General features: G+C 33.5%; 11 protein-coding genes. 4 read left to right on the top strand and 7 right to left on the bottom strand.

The annotated features are described in order from the left end of the window. Window positions 1–18: 18 nt before the first annotated feature. The 5 genes from B5X64_RS00200 to B5X64_RS00180 form a co-directional block, all read right to left on the bottom strand. Window positions 19–2,247, bottom strand: coding sequence for a TonB-dependent siderophore receptor (locus B5X64_RS00200; RefSeq protein WP_079463354.1), 2,229 nt, complete (start codon window positions 2,245–2,247; stop codon window positions 19–21). Between the two features lie 157 nt (window positions 2,248–2,404). Next, entirely contained in the window at window positions 2,405–5,479 is a 3,075-nt protein-coding gene (secA, locus tag B5X64_RS00195) for a preprotein translocase subunit SecA (protein ID WP_079463927.1), read from the bottom strand. Between the two features lie 117 nt (window positions 5,480–5,596). Continuing rightward, the gene (locus B5X64_RS00190) at window positions 5,597–5,818 is read right to left on the bottom strand and encodes a DUF2795 domain-containing protein (protein ID WP_027382805.1); all 222 of its coding nucleotides are present in this window, start codon (window positions 5,816–5,818) and stop codon (window positions 5,597–5,599) included. A 139-nt stretch (window positions 5,819–5,957) separates the two neighbouring features. Continuing rightward, a complete protein-coding gene (locus B5X64_RS00185) occupies window positions 5,958–6,980 on the bottom strand; it encodes a GDP-mannose 4,6-dehydratase (protein WP_079463353.1) in 1,023 nt (340 codons plus the stop codon). A gap of 89 nt (window positions 6,981–7,069) precedes the next feature. Further along, on the bottom strand, window positions 7,070–7,885 hold the full coding sequence (locus tag B5X64_RS00180) for a T9SS type A sorting domain-containing protein (protein ID WP_079463352.1): 816 nt from the start codon (window positions 7,883–7,885) through the stop codon (window positions 7,070–7,072). A gap of 97 nt (window positions 7,886–7,982) precedes the next feature. Here B5X64_RS00180 and B5X64_RS00175 point away from each other — a divergent pair, with 97 nt between their 5' ends. Both B5X64_RS00175 and B5X64_RS00170 read left to right on the top strand, forming a co-directional pair. Beyond that, window positions 7,983–8,774 carry a DUF2797 domain-containing protein gene (locus tag B5X64_RS00175; protein ID WP_079463351.1) on the top strand — a complete coding sequence of 264 codons (792 nt, stop codon included), beginning with the start codon at window positions 7,983–7,985 and terminating at the stop codon, window positions 8,772–8,774. A 133-nt stretch (window positions 8,775–8,907) separates the two neighbouring features. After that, window positions 8,908–11,586, top strand: coding sequence for an AsmA family protein (locus B5X64_RS00170; protein WP_079463350.1), 2,679 nt, complete (start codon window positions 8,908–8,910; stop codon window positions 11,584–11,586). A 33-nt stretch (window positions 11,587–11,619) separates the two neighbouring features. On the opposite strand, the gene B5X64_RS00165 is transcribed toward B5X64_RS00170, so the two are convergent. After that, entirely contained in the window at window positions 11,620–11,964 is a 345-nt protein-coding gene (locus B5X64_RS00165; RefSeq protein WP_079463349.1) for a hypothetical protein, read from the bottom strand. Between the two features lie 163 nt (window positions 11,965–12,127). Here B5X64_RS00165 and B5X64_RS00160 point away from each other — a divergent pair, with 163 nt between their 5' ends. Further along, window positions 12,128–12,319 carry a hypothetical protein gene (locus tag B5X64_RS00160; protein WP_079463348.1) on the top strand — a complete coding sequence of 64 codons (192 nt, stop codon included), beginning with the start codon at window positions 12,128–12,130 and terminating at the stop codon, window positions 12,317–12,319. 133 nt (window positions 12,320–12,452) lie between these two features. After that, a complete protein-coding gene (locus tag B5X64_RS00155; protein WP_079463347.1) occupies window positions 12,453–13,496 on the top strand; it encodes a PA0069 family radical SAM protein in 1,044 nt (347 codons plus the stop codon). Window positions 13,497–13,562: 66 nt separating this feature from the next. Here B5X64_RS00155 and B5X64_RS00150 read toward each other — a convergent pair whose 3' ends face one another. Further along, the gene (locus B5X64_RS00150) at window positions 13,563–15,212 is read right to left on the bottom strand and encodes a DNA repair protein RecN (protein WP_079463346.1); all 1,650 of its coding nucleotides are present in this window, start codon (window positions 15,210–15,212) and stop codon (window positions 13,563–13,565) included. Window positions 15,213–15,248 lie beyond the last annotated feature (36 nt).

The following is a 15,248-nucleotide window of genomic DNA, read 5'->3' as shown; positions in this document are numbered from 1 at the left end:
GTGTTTTTTAAAATTTAATTAAAATTTGTAAGTAAAGCTTCCTAAAGCATTGATTAATTGCTGAGGATTTGCGGTTGTAAATCCTACCCAATAATGTTGATTAGTAAAGTTGTCAACTTTTACTCCGATTCTATATTTCTTAGTATCATAGAATACACTTGCGTTTAATACCAAATATTTTGGAAGAATGAAAATGCTTTCACCTGTAACAACACCGTTTTGAATAATATTGTTATTGATTTCTCTATGATCGTTTGCATAGTTTCCTCCAAGACCAAAACCTAATCCTTTTAGCTTACCATCAAGAATCTGGTAACTTGCATATAGACTTGCCAACCAAGGTGAGCCTGCTGTTCCTGGTCTTCTTCCTTTTGTTTCAGGAGCAGACTCGATGAATTTTGAATCATTATAGCTTACACCTCCTACTAAAGATAAACCTTTTAATAAATAAGCATTTACTTCTAATTCAACACCTTCACTACTTAATTTTCCAGCCTGATCCTGTACAAAAGTGAACGGAATTGCCACTCCGCTACCATCTAATACTGGTTGAGTTGTTGGTAATATTGTATTTTTTACTTTGATGTTATAATAGCTTAAAGTAGCATTTACTTTACCTTTAAAGATACTTCCTTTGAAACCTCCTTCAAACTGATTAGCTCTTTCAGGATTGGATAAACTTGTGGCTCCGGTATTATCTGAAATATAGTAACCGTTGCTCTTAAAACTATTTTGATAATTTCCAAAAACTGAGAATTTATCTTTTATAATTTCATATACGACACCAGCTTTAGGAGAAAATGCAGATTGATTATAGTCCGGTAAAGTATTTATCCATAATGTTCCACCTTGAAACTCGTTACTTTCGTAACGAAGACCTGCCATAATATTTAAACCTGAAATTGGAGTAAATACATTGGCAATATAACCACTGTAAGTATTTTGTTCATCGTACTGATTATAAGTACTGCTAGGTAAATTTTGATAAGCCTGGGCTAAAGTATTTGAATTAAATGTACCAGCATAATCATATCCGTTTGCTGGAACAGAATCTAAAAAACCCTGTGAAAGATATAGGTATTGTAATTTGTTTTTAATATTCATATAATCAAACCCAACAACAGTTCTATTACGCATGTCGTTTCCGAATTTATAGTCAAAGTTGAAATTTTGTTGAACTTGGAAATATGTTTTCTTACTATTATCAGTAGACTGATCTGCTCTTCCTACATAAATTTGATTGTCTAAAAGATTCAAAGATGCCGTAAAATAGGGGTTGTAACCATCGGAAAATGTATAAGCTGTACTTACATTTGTAGATGAACGAATGTTCTCATTGATTTTGTAATTCACCTGCCCTAAAAGATTTCTTACTTTTGAAGTGGTATACATTCCGTCTCCAAAATAGGATTGTTTATAATCTAATCCTAATTTTTCTAAATCTTTTGCATTATCAACTCCAGTTGTAGCTTTTGATAGATAGAAAAAAGATTGTTCCGGTGTAGCTCTGGTGTCAAACATTTCATATTCTAAGCTAATATCTAATTTGTCATTTACCTTATAAAGCAATGATGGTGTAAATGCAAAATAAGTATTTTTTGCATCTGTCTTTTGGAAAGTTCCTGAGTTGGTATATGCAGTATTTAAACGAAATAAAAGCTTATTATCTTTTGTAAGAGGTGCATTTACATCGGCTTGTGCTCTATAATAATTGTAGCTTCCGCCTGTTAAAGATATATTACCTCCAAACCTATCATAAGGTTTTTTTGTAACTCTATTAACAGCTCCACCGTAAGAGGTAACATTGCTTCCGTATAATGTTGCAGAGGGTCCTTTTAAAACTTCTAACTTTTCAACATTTACAGCATCAATAGATGTTGTTACTGGGGCAACTAAACCGTTTCTTAGAGAATTATTCGAGACAAAACCTCTCAAAGCAATATATGCCCCTCCATCTCCGGCTCTATTTGTTGCACTCCACATTTTCTGAATACCTGTAACATTTCTGTAGGCATCATCTACTGTGTAAATCATTTGATTCTCAAAAAATATTTTGTCTACCGTAGAAAATAACTGTGGATTTTCTATTGCCTTTAGAGGCATTTTGTTGGTGTATTCTGAATCTTTTTTAAGTACGGAACTGATGATTACTTCTTCTATATTTTTTGAGTTGACAGAATCTTTTTTCTCTTGAGCAAAAGCAAATACAGATGCCAATAACGAAGCAGAGATCAATAATTTATTCATGTAATACCTAATTTTTTTTGCAAATATATTCTTTTTAATTATTCTAAATAAGATAATGAATTGATATTTGTCATATTTATTTAATAAGTATTGTTCTATAAATAACAAAAACCCGCTTCAAATGAGGCGGGTTTTTGTGAAATCTATAATTTATCTCTTATGCGGGAATTTCTCCTCTGTATAAGAACGAAATAATTTCTTTGTTCATCTTATCTACCATTTCACTGAAAAGGTGGAAAGACTCTTGCTTATAAATTACCAAAGGATCTTTTTGTTCGTAAACAGCTCCCTGAGAAGATTTTCTCAAATCATCCATTTCACGAAGGTGTAGTTTCCAGTTTTCATCAATGATTGATAAAGTGATATTCTTTTCAAAATCATTAATTAAGCTGTCGCATTGTGAATCATAAGCTTCTTTCAAATCTGTAACGATGGTTAAAGTTTTTACACCGTCAGTGAAAGGCACCTGAATCATTTTGAACATAGAACCTTGGTTCTGATATACATTCTCAATAATCGGGAAAGATTTTTCCTTAAGCAAATTCAGTTTCATATTATAATCATCCTGAGCAGCTTTGAATAAGATATTGGTAAGTTCCGGAATTTGTTTTGATTTAAAATCATTTTCAGAAACCGGAGATTCCATCGTGAAGTTTTTAATCACTTCAAATTCAAAATCTTTGTAGTTTCCGGTAGCTTTACCTTTGGTTACAATAGAATTAGAAACGTCAAAGATCATATTCGTAATATCATACTTCAGGTGATCTCCAAACAAAGCATTCTTTCTTCTTTTGTAGATTACGTCACGCTGTTTATTCATTACGTCATCGTATTCCAAAAGTCTCTTTCTTGTTCCGAAGTTGTTTTCTTCTACTTTTTTCTGAGCTCTTTCGATAGATTTACTGATCATAGAATGCTGAATTACTTCACCTTCTTTATGACCCATTCGATCCATCATTTTTGCAATTCTTTCAGAACCGAATAAACGCATCAAGTTGTCTTCCAAAGAAACATAGAACTGCGAACTTCCAGGATCTCCCTGACGTCCCGCTCTACCTCTCAACTGTCTGTCAACACGTCTAGAATCGTGTCTTTCTGTTCCGATAATTGCTAAACCACCTGCTTCTTTTACTTCTTTAGAAAGCTTAATGTCGGTACCACGACCTGCCATGTTGGTGGCAATAGTTACAACTCCTGGCTGACCTGCTCCTGCAACGATTTCTGCTTCTTTTTTGTGAAGTTTTGCATTCAGCACCTGGTGCGGAATTTTTCTTAGCTGAAGTGCTTTTGAAAGTAATTGTGAAATTTCAACAGAAGTTGTACCTACCAATACTGGTCTTCCAGCAGAGGTTAGTCTTTCAATTTCTTCAATTACTGCGTTATATTTTTCTCTGTTGGTTTTGAAAACCAAATCTTGTTTATCATCTCTCTGGATCGGACGGTTGGTAGGAATTACCACTACGTCTAATTTATAAATCTGCCAAAGTTCTCCTGCTTCAGTTTCTGCTGTACCCGTCATCCCCGCAAGTTTGTTGTACATACGGAAATAGTTCTGAAGTGTAACCGTAGCAAAAGTTTGAGTAGCTGCTTCGATTTTTACACTTTCTTTAGCTTCAATTGCCTGGTGTAGACCATCAGAATAACGACGGCCTTCCATAATACGGCCTGTTTGTTCGTCAACAATTTTTACCTCACCATCGATTACTACATACTCATCATCTTTTTCAAATAGTGTATAGGCTTTCAATAATTGGCTCATTGTGTGAACTCTCTCAGACTTTTCAGCAAATTCAGCAAATAATCTTTCTTTAGCTTCAAATTCTTCTTCTTTAGATAAATTTTTAGCTTCTACTTCTGCGATTTCAGTTCCGATATCTGGAAGAACGAAAAAGTTGTTGTCAGAATTTCCTTGAGACATGTACTCAACACCTTTGTCTGTAAGGTCAACCTGATTGTTCTTTTCCTCAATTACAAAGTATAAATCTTTATCTACAATCGGCATCTCACGGTTGTTATCAGCCATGTATTGAGCCTCAACTTTTTGAAGCAATGCACGGTTTCCACTTTCTGATAAGAATTTGATTAATTGTCTGTTTTTAGGCAAACCTCTGTAAGCCTGAAGTAATTTGAATCCTCCTTCTTTAGTATTTCCTGCAGCAATTAATTTTTTAGCCTCATTAAAAATAGCAGAAACAGTTTTTTTCTGTACTTCAACAATTCTGTCGATAGAAGGCTTTAAAATATCAAATTCTTGTCTGTCACCTTGAGGAACCGGACCAGAAATAATCAAAGGTGTTCTTGCATCATCTACCAACACAGAGTCAACCTCATCCACAATGGCAAAGTTTAGCTCTCTCTGTACCAATTCTGTAGGTGAAGTCACCATGTTATCTCTCAGGTAATCGAAACCAAATTCGTTGTTGGTTCCGTAAGTAATATCTGAGTTGTATGCTTTTCTTCTTCCGTCAGAGTTAGGTTGGTGATTATCGATACAATCGATAGCCATTCCGTGGAATTGGTACAATGGTCCCATCCAAGCCGAGTCTCTTTTTGCAAGATAGTCATTCACCGTTACTACGTGAACTCCTCTTTCAGGAAGAGCATTTAAGTAAATAGGAAGCGTTCCTACCAAAGTTTTACCTTCACCGGTTGCCATCTCAGCGATTTTTCCGCTGTGAAGAATTACCCCACCAATAAATTGCGTATCGTAATGCACCATATCCCAGACTACTGGTGTTCCGGCTGCATTCCATGAGTTTTTCCAAACTGCCTGATTTCCCTGGATCTCAACGAAATCTTTTCCGGCAGCAGCCAATTCTCTGTCCCAATCTGTTGCTGTTACACGAATTTCCCCGTTTTGCGCCCATCTTCTTGATGTTTCTTTAATCAAGGCGAAGGCTTCTGGAAGAACCTGCAAAAGAACTTTTTCTTCAATTTCGTAAGAATCTTTTTTCAAAGCTTCTGTTTTAGAAAAAAGCGCTTCTTTTTCATCAACATTGGTAGAGTTTTTTATCTGCTCTTTAATTTGTTCTATCTGCGCTGTGATACTTGCTGTCGCTTCTTTTATTTTAGATTTAAACTCGGCAGTTTTTTCTCTCAAACCATCATCAGATAATTCTCCAACGCTTGGCTCAACAGCTTTGATTTTTGTTACAACTTTTTTTACTTCCTTTAGGTCCTGCGCTTTTTTGTCTCCCAAAAACCCTTTAAGAACTTTATTTAAAAAACTCATAGAATTTGATTTAAGCTCAAAGCCAATTGCTTTAAGCATATTAAAATTACACGCTTTGGTGTGTGTTATATATTTAAAAAAGCTTTAAGTATACTACCTAAAGCTCAATGCTTTTCATTAATATTCGTCTTCGTTCCAAAGATAATCTTCATCTGTTGGATAGTCACTCCAAATTTCGTCGATAGCATCATAAATCTCTCCTTCGTCTTCAATTGCCTGAAGGTTTTCTACCACTTCCATTGGTGCACCAGTTCTGATCGCATAATCAATCAATTCTGCCTTTGTCATCGGCCAAGGTGCGTCGCTTAAATATGAAGCTAATTCTAATGTCCAGTACATAATTTATTATTTTTTGCAAAAGTATAAAAATAGGTTATATTATAAACTTTTTTTATGACTTGATTTTCAATTCTTTTGTTAAATTTTATCTGTATATTACTACGAGTATCAGTATACTGGCCATCGCAGTAGATTGATGTCATTTTCTCAAAAACCATTCCACAAATTTTTTTGTGCCATTTTGGAAGTTTGTTGTGGGGTTGTAACCAATTAAATTTTTAGCTTTTGTAATGTCTGCGCTGGTTTTCTGCACGTCACCCGGTTGTGGTGGCAGTATTTTTCTGATGGCAGTTTTATTGAGATTTTTTTCAATTTCTGACAACATTTCAGATAAAGTGACAACCTCGCTTTCACCTAAATTGATAATTTCATAGATTCCTGAATTTTTCTCCAAATACACTGCTGATTTTAAAATTCCTTCAATAATATCATCTACATAAGTATAGTCTCTAGCCGTATTCCCATCACCGTAGAAAGGGATTTCTTTGTTTTCTGAAATGAGTTTTGTGAATTTGTGAATAGCTAAATCAGGTCTTTGTCTTGGTCCATAAACGGTGAAAAATCTAAGCTGAATCATGTCTATTCCGTATAAACTGTGATAAACGTGACCTAATATTTCACCGCATTTTTTTGTTGCAGCATAAGGGGAAATGGGCTGGTCTACGTTATCGGTTTCAGAGAATGGAGTTTTTTCGTTGTTGCCATACACACTTGATGAAGAGGCACAAACAAACTTTTTAATATTAAATTGATTGCATAGTTCCCAAAGATTCATTGTGCCGCGAATGTTAACTTCTTCGTATTCTAAAGGTCTTTCAATAGAGGGTCGTACGCCAGCAAGTGCTGCTAAGTGTATGATTGCATCAATTTTATGATTTTGAAATATCTTTTCTAATCCTTTTTTATCTCTGATATCCTGAAGATACAAAGTATAGTATTCTGATTTTGAAATGGAAATTAAATGTTGAATATCGTTTTCTTTATCAGAAAATTCAAAATCAATATTTTTTTCAATAGAATCTAAAGTATTTTTAATTTTTATCTTATAATCGTAAAAATTATCAAAATTGTCAATGTTTATGACAGAATGTCCTTCTTTCAATAATTTTTCTATCAAATGAGAACCAATAAATCCGCTTCCTCCTGTTATGAGATAAATCATTTGTTAAGTTTGTTTTACAAATATATCTATAAACTAAAAAGAATCTCAGCTTTTGGTTGAGATTCTTTTTTTTAATTATAAATTTTTTATTACTTAATGATTACTTTTTGGGATACAGAAGTTCCGCTTTCTTCAACATTTAGAATATAAATTCCTTTCTCTAAGTTAGAGACGTTTATTTCGCTTGCAATAATCTTGTTCATAATTAATCTTCCTGTTTGGTCGAAAATTTTCACTTTTTTATCAGTATTTTTAGCGGAAGTTATGAAGATTTTGCCTTGACTAACAGAAGTCGGATAAATATTAAATTCTTTTTTACTGTTTTCGCGAATTGCCAGACTAGTAGCTGTTCCTGTGAGCTTTATATCGTCAATTCTGAAACCTGCATTAGAGTCTAAAACATTAGTTATTCTGATTCTCAAATTGGCTGTTGCAGGGATTGTTCCGGCAGGACTTATCAAAACCCAATTAGATGTTCCCGTGCCTGTAGGTCTTGTATAAGTTAGAGGTACCCAAGTTATACCATCTGCGCTTACCTCAATTGTAAGTTCGTTGTTTGCAGCATTTGTGCTTTTTTGGTGCCCTAGTGTCATTGTAATACCAGTGTAGTTTGCGGTGTTTATTCCTTCTACTATTAATGTTTTTGCAGGATTTCCTGAAAGTGTGGTTACATTTCCTAAAAATACACAACCATTTCCACTTGCTGCGGTATACCCTTCCGATGGAGTAGATGTTCTTACATCTGCGGTTCCGGAATAAACAATAGGGCTACTGTTTTGATATCCCGAATAAGCTGTTAACAAAGTGGTTGCTGTAGGATTTCCAAAGTTTTCTGAATAAATAGTTGTTTGCGCGAAAAGCAAAGATGTCAGTAGAATCGACAAAAAAGAGTAGAATTTTTTCATTTTATATGTTTTTTTAATTAGTAGTTAAATTATGAATTAGTTTTCAAATACATGAAAAAAAGTTTACATTTATATCTTAAATATTAAAATTTTTAAAATGCAGTTTTCCGGACAAATATTGAAAATGACAAGTTTCAATGATCAACCTATCCAATATTATCTTAATCTTTCAGGTGATCTTATTCATATGAATGAGTTATTCGGAAAAGAATTAACGATAAAACATACCGGTTTTCAATGTGTTAATTGTGGATTAAATAAAACGATTTACAGAATGGGATTTTGTAAAAGCTGCTTTTTCGAAAGTCCTTATGCCAGTGATACGATTATTCGTCCCGAACTTTCTACGGCACATTTAGGAATTGGCGAAAGAGATTTAGAAATAGAAAGACAAATCCAATTGCAGCCTCATACCGTATATTTAGCGTATACAGGCGATGTGAAAGTGGGAGTAACAAGAAATACACAAATTCCGACACGGTGGATTGATCAGGGAGCAACATTTGCTTTACCGATTGCGAGAACAGAAAACCGTTACGAAGCCGGAATGATAGAAGTTGCCCTGAAGGAGCATCTTGCCGATAAAACCAACTGGAGAAAAATGCTGCAGGATGATTTTGAGGACGAAATAGATTTGGTAGATTTTCAGCAGAAAATAAAAGAATATTTTCCTGAAGATTTCCAAAAATTTTATTCTGAAGGTGAAGAGATGTGGAAGTTTGATTATCCATATTCAAAACCTGAAAAAGTTGCTTCATTTACTTTAGATAAAAAGCCTGAGTTTACTGCGGTACTAAATGGTATTAAAGGGCAGTATTTGAGTTTTGAAGGCGGAAACTTTATGAACGTAAGAGGACATGAAGGATATGTGATTGAATTAACGGTTTAGTGCTGTGATTTATTAGAATAATCTTCAGCTTTTTGCTGTATTTTATCTCTTGGTATGGTTTTAGGATTTATTATATTTATGTGAAAACCAATTTGTAATGCGTCAATATTTACTTTCTTAAAAACATGCTAAGATGAAAAAAAAATGGGTTAAAAAGCTTTTAATAGGTCTGGGAATTGTTTTCGGGCTCGTTCTGATCGCCAATTTCGGACTTAATATCTGGCTCAAAACCCAGCTTCCTGATTATATCAAAAAAAATACAGATTATAAAGTTTCATACCAATCACTGGATGTTGATTTGGGAACCGGAAATATCTTTGCTGCCGGAATTACAGTCAACAATAAAGATCCCAAGAATACTAATGTTATTGGGCTTCAGGGAACAATTGATACTTTAAAAATCAGTCGTTTCGGAATTTATGATGCATTGTTTAACAAAACAATTAGTTCTTCAGACTTATTGCTTTCAAAACCGAACCTTAATATTATTCTGGCAAAACCTGTCGATAAAAAAACGGGTAAAAAAAGAAACCCTGTAAATTTTGAAAATATCAGAATCAATAAAGGAACAATCAATGTTTTTAAATATACCAAACAGAAATTCGTAGGCGTAAACGAGCTTGATCTGTATGTAGAAAATCTGCAGATGACTGAAGAATCTGTAGAAAATAAACTTCCTGTTATTTTTGATAGTTACAGTATTCGTGGGAAAGATTTTTTCTTTCAGCCCGACGATATTTATATTATAAAAATTGATAAGATCACAACAGCAAACGGACAAATGTCGGTTGAAAACTTTCAGTTGACACCGCTTATCTCATTCGAACAGTTTAAAAAAACTTATCCTAAAAAAACTCAAATGTTACAATTCAGTATTCCTAAAATGAATTTTAAGGATATTGTTTTAAAAAAAAATAAAGTTTTACTGGCCAATGCAGATTTTCAAAATCCTTTTGTGAAAATTTATACAACCGGAGTTTCTGCAATAAAAAAAGCAGAGAAGAAGCGAAATTTTGAGCTTAATCTAGATGATATTAAATTGAATCATGCTAAAATTCAAATGGTAAAACCTAATGAAACTGATTTGTTTTTTGCTGAAGACTTAAGTGTTAATATCAATAAATTAGAATTTTCCAAAGAAAGTTCGCAGGAAGTGATTCCGGTATTTTACAATGATTTTAAGATTGCAGGAAAAGGAATTAATTATAATGATCAACAAGATATTTCTGTTGAAAGTTTTCATCTAAACCCAAAAGGTGGGCAAATAAGAAATATAGTTGCAAAACCGACCAGCTCGCCCAAAATGGCAATGGATTTTAAAACGGATCTGATTCAGTTTAATATCAATGATTTTAAATTTGTTGATAAAAAATTAAACCTCGATGTAAAAGATGTTTTAATTGATGGCCTCAACGGTAAAATTACTGCAGGAAAAGCTGTTCCGAAGAAAAAAACGGCCGTCACAGGAATTCAGTTTCCGATTGTGGTGAGAAAAATTTCACTTAAAAACTCCAATATTACTTATGAAAGCAAAAAACAACCATTAACGTTTAATGATTTAAATGCAACAGTCAATCAACTTGAATTGGTAGAAAACAATGCAAAAAACGGCATGGCTGTCAAAGTAAAAGATTATGCTTTAACCACTAAAAACTTTGTGTACAAAACTGAATTCTACAAGATGAATGTTGGTGCTTTAGCTTTAAATAAGAATAAGATTGAAATCAATCAGTTTGCAATGATTCCTTTGGTTTCAAGGGCACAATTTATACGAATGATTCCTGTTGAAAGAGATTTATACGACATTAAAGTGAATACTATTTCGGCGCAGGGAAATTGGGAGTTGTTTTCTGAAAATAAATTTATCAATGCGACCAATGTTATGGTAAATTCTGCTAATGCTAACATTTTCAGAAGTAAAATTCCCGCCGATGATCCAAAAGAAAAGCCTTTGTACTCGAAACTTTTGAGATCAATAAAAATACCGATGTATATTAATCATCTTAATCTGAAAAATTCAGTTTTAGAATATGAGGAAGATACTCCACAAAGTGAAGGGCCTGGTAAGTTGACCTTCACCAATTTTAATATGAATGTGAAAAATTTGAACTCGGGTAAAATGAAAGGTAAGCCTACTCAGGTTGCCATAAAAATAGATTGCGACTTTATGAAAAACTCTCCGCTTTCTGTTAATTGGGGATTCAATGTGGCAGATCTTGGCGACCGTTTTTCTATTTCGGGAAGATTGGCCAATATTCCAGCTAGAGCGCTTAATTCATTTATCGTTCCATATTTAAGTGTTTCTGCTACGGGAACAATACAAGAAATGGTGTTTGATTTTAAAGGCAATCCAAAAGGAATAGGAGGAGCTTTTAATCTTAAGCATAAAGATCTCAAAATTTCCATTTTAGATAAGAAAAGCAAACAAAAGAAAGGTTTCTTAAGTGCTGTTGCGAATGTCTTTATTAAAACAGACTCAGAGAAACTTCCCGAATCTGTTATTGTAGAAGGAGTGGAAAGAGACCCTACAAAGTCATTTTTTAATATGTTCTGGAAAGGGGTTGAGGATGGTTTAAAGAAAACATTGATCGGAATAAATATTGACAAAACTAAAAAGACTGTTGAAGGAGCTGTAAATACCGTGAAAGATGTAAAGAAATCTGTAAAAAAGGCGAAGGAAGATATCTCTAAAGAACTAGCTTCACCTAAAACCAATACATCAAAAGAGGAAAAGAAATCTGAAGAACCGAAAGAAAAGAAAGGGTTGTTCAAAAAAATATTCAATAAAAAAGAAAATCCCGAAACTGAATAATTTCGGGATTTTATATGTTGAATTAGTTTGATTTTAATATTCTTCGCTCTCCTGAATCGGAATTGCACGAAGGAAGGTGTCGAATTCTTCACCGGGATAATTGCTTTCTGCACCGTAAGAATCAATAATAATTCCTAAATTTTGATCATTATCCTGCAATACATATAAAGCTACATTATCGTCTGGATTACTGTCACCTTCAAAACGATAAGTTTTTAGAATTGATAATTCTTCGGGAAGGTAGTTTTTTTCAGAGTTATCATACTTCATTTGGCATTCATCGTTCATTCTGAATTCTTTGTGAATTCCCCTTTTTCTCAAAGTTTCCATGACCTGACTCAGAGTAGACATTTGGTCGTTGTTTTCTGAATGTTCCATAATAATATTTTTCTTTTGTTACTACAATTATTAAACCATAATTGAGGATGTAAATTTTAATTTGATTTTAACAAAACGGTTAAATATATTAACGAAATTTGTTATTCCGGGAATATAAAAAGGTACACTATTTGATATAACACAATACAAAATCGTAAAAAACATGAAAAAAGAAGTAGGAGTTTTACTGGCAGGAGGAGTAGGTCTTTTGGCAGTATTAAGTTTTTTAGGCGTAAAGAAAATTTTAGGTAAAAAACATAAAAAATATAACGAGTACTATTCGGATCATCACAGACATTTTGATAAAAAAAATGCTGAAGACGATCATGGTATTGAGTTTTTCGCATTAAAGTAAGAAGTAAGTAAATAGATATAAATTTTTTCAAAATCCAGCATCCAATTTTATTGGTGTTGGATTTTTTTTGTGGAAAACTTTAATGTTAAAATTTATTATTTTCGAGTGAAAGGGTTATAATTTTACATCAGAAATGCAGAACGAAAACATCATAAAAGGACAAGGAGCTCAACGAAATGTAATCAACCGTTTCGACAGATTTACTTTTGAACCTGAAGATGAAGATTTCGAATTAATTAAAACTTCTTTCACGGAAGTGTTTCCGAAAACTATTGTCAATCAGGTAAAAAGCGAAGATTTGCCAATGGAATATTCTATGAATCCTTACCAAGGTTGTGAGCACGGATGTTCTTATTGCTTTGCAAGACCTACGCATGAATATTGGGGCTACAGCGCCGGAATTGATTTTGAAAGAAAGATCATGGTCAAGAAAAATGCTCCTGAATTATTAGAAAAATTTTTCAAAAAGAGAGGCTACAAATCGGCACCCATTTTAATGTCGGGAAACACCGATTGTTATCAACCCGCCGAAAGAAAATTTGAAATTACCAGAAAACTTCTGCAAGTCTGTCTTGATTACAGACATCCCGTAAATATTTTAACAAAAAACGCATTGGTGCTTCGGGATTTGGATATTCTGAAACCTATGGCAGAACAAAATTTAGTTTCGGTGTCATTGAGCATCCCCACAATCAATGAAGATTTGCGCAGAAAAATGGAGCCTCGGACTAGTTCGACAAACAATAAACTAAAAGCGATAGAATTACTTTCTGACAATAATATTCCGGTTCATGTTATGGTTGCTCCTATTATTCCAGGGCTGAATAGTGATGAACCTTTGAATATTTTAAAAACAATTTCTGAAGCAGGAGCTCAGAGTTTCGGTTATACTTTGGTTAGGCTTAATGATACGGTAGAACCCGTTTTTGTAAAATGGATTGAAGCTCAGTTTCCGGACAGAGCGCAGAAGGTTTTAAATTTAATCCGTTCTATGCGTGGCGGAAATTTAGGAGATAAAAGATATTTTGAAAGACAAAGAGGCAGTGGAAATATTGCAGAAATGATTCACAATGCTTTCAAAATAGGGAGAAAGAAGTTTTTCGACGGGAAAGAGTTTCCAAAACTTTCTACCGAAGGTTTTACAGGCACAAAAGAACAGCAACTGAGGTTGTTTTAATTTTATTTAAATCAAAAAAGACCTCTGAGAAAACAGAGGTCTTTATATTTTAATGTGAAATTTTATTTATCCAATCAATTCTTTTGCCTGTGTTAATGCGGCTTCTGTGATTTTACTTCCTGAAATAAGCTGCGCAATTTCATTTAGCTTTTCTTCATCGTTAAGGGGAATAATCGTTGACTGGGTTTTTCCGTTAATATCGTGTTTTACCACTTTATAATTATCATTTCCTTTTGCGGCAACCTGTGCCAAATGAGAAATAACAATCAGCTGCATATCTTCAGACATTTCGCGCATCAGATTTCCAATTTCTTCGGCTACTTTTCCTGAAACTCCGGTATCGATTTCATCTAAAATCAAAGTGGGAAGTTCGTCGCTTTCAGCAATGATTTTTTTCACAGCAAGCATTACTCGAGATCTTTCACCTCCTGAAATAGCAGTCTGAATGGGTTTTAACGGAAATCCTGAATTCGCCTGAAATAATAACTGAATATTTTCTTTTCCGAACTGGTTGTATTCTGAAGCTTCAGTAATTTCAATGTCTACTTTAGCTTTTTCAAGTCCTAGTTTTTTAAGTAAATCTTCTGCTTTTTTAATGAAAACAAGAATGCTTTTCTTTCTGTTTTTCGAAAGTTTCTGACTTAAAAATTCCAAAGATTTTTCTTTTTTAGAAATATTTTCAAGAATTTGTGTGATGTACGCTTCAATTTCTGCTGTTCCTTTCTGTTCACCTGAAAGCTGATCTCTGATTTCTTTTAAATCTTCAATATCAGTAACATTATGTTTTAAGAAAAGGCTGTTTATTTTATTGTTAAACTCTAAAAGTTGGGCTAAAGTTTCGGGATTAATTTCAATTGTATCGGCTTCATCCTCCAATTCTGAAAGAATATCCTTAATTTCTACAAAAGAAGTTTCAAATCTATCATTAAGCTCTGCAAAGCTGGTCGAAACTTCTGCAATTTTAGAAAGTTTAGATTTAGCTTCATTAAAAAAGGAAAGAATACCTATTTCCTCCTGATGAAATCTAGAGAGAAGCTGCCTTAAATTTTCTGAAATCATTTCTGCATTTTCCTGTACAGAAAGCTGATTTTGCAAATCTGCATAATTTACATCATCCATTTTCAGGTCTTCTAGTTCGCCCAAAAGAAATTGCTTATAGTCGCTTTCTTTGGTGTTTTCTGAAAGTTGAGTCTGAAACTTTTTAAGCTGAGTTTTTAAAGTCTGGAATTCATAAAAATCGTGTTGATAATTTTCAATCAGGTTTTTGTTATCTGAAAGTCCATCGATAATTTTAAACTGATATTCTGATGTAAAAAGATTTGATGTTTCAAACTGAGAATGAATGTCGATCAACTGAGAAGTCAGTTCTTTCAATATATCCAAAGTTACCGGAACATCATTGATAAACGCTCTTGATTTTCCTGAAGGCAAAATTTCACGTCTGATAATGGTCTGATGCTCATAATCGAGATCATTTTCGATAAAGAATTTTTTAAACCGATTGTTCAGTTCAAATTCTGTTTCAACGATACTTTTTTCCTCTGTCTTTGAAATTGATTTTATATCTGCTCTTTCACCCAAAACCAATCGAAGGGCACCGAGAATAATCGATTTACCCGCGCCTGTTTCACCGGTAATTACCTGTAAACCATTTTTTAAAGATACTTCGAGGGCATCAATAAGGGCAAAGTTTTTAATGTAAATTCTTGAAAGCATAGGTCAAAAACAGATTACGTTTGTTGCTGCAAATAT

Source organism: Chryseobacterium balustinum, assembly GCF_900168205.1.
In the GTDB taxonomy this organism is placed as follows: domain Bacteria; phylum Bacteroidota; class Bacteroidia; order Flavobacteriales; family Weeksellaceae; genus Chryseobacterium; species Chryseobacterium balustinum.
The sequence above is the reverse complement of the archived record's forward strand: the minus strand, read 5'-3'. Positions and strand labels throughout refer to the sequence as shown.

Bases quoted from the DNA above. Each gene is read 5' to 3' on its own strand.
- B5X64_RS00165 (WP_079463349.1), bottom strand. From the start codon at position 11,964: ATGGAACATTCAGAAAACAACGACCAAATGTCTACTCTGAGTCAGGTC.
- B5X64_RS00150 (WP_079463346.1), bottom strand. From the start codon at position 15,212: ATGCTTTCAAGAATTTACATTAAAAACTTTGCCCTTATTGATGCCCTC.
- secA (WP_079463927.1), bottom strand. From the start codon at position 5,479: ATGAGTTTTTTAAATAAAGTTCTTAAAGGGTTTTTGGGAGACAAAAAA.
- B5X64_RS00155 (WP_079463347.1), top strand. From the start codon at position 12,453: ATGCAGAACGAAAACATCATAAAAGGACAAGGAGCTCAACGAAATGTA.
- B5X64_RS00175 (WP_079463351.1), top strand. From the start codon at position 7,983: ATGCAGTTTTCCGGACAAATATTGAAAATGACAAGTTTCAATGATCAA.
- B5X64_RS00170 (WP_079463350.1), top strand. From the start codon at position 8,908: ATGAAAAAAAAATGGGTTAAAAAGCTTTTAATAGGTCTGGGAATTGTT.
- B5X64_RS00180 (WP_079463352.1), bottom strand. From the start codon at position 7,885: ATGAAAAAATTCTACTCTTTTTTGTCGATTCTACTGACATCTTTGCTT.
- B5X64_RS00190 (WP_027382805.1), bottom strand. From the start codon at position 5,818: ATGTACTGGACATTAGAATTAGCTTCATATTTAAGCGACGCACCTTGG.
- B5X64_RS00200 (WP_079463354.1), bottom strand. From the start codon at position 2,247: ATGAATAAATTATTGATCTCTGCTTCGTTATTGGCATCTGTATTTGCT.
- B5X64_RS00185 (WP_079463353.1), bottom strand. From the start codon at position 6,980: ATGATTTATCTCATAACAGGAGGAAGCGGATTTATTGGTTCTCATTTG.
- B5X64_RS00160 (WP_079463348.1), top strand. From the start codon at position 12,128: ATGAAAAAAGAAGTAGGAGTTTTACTGGCAGGAGGAGTAGGTCTTTTG.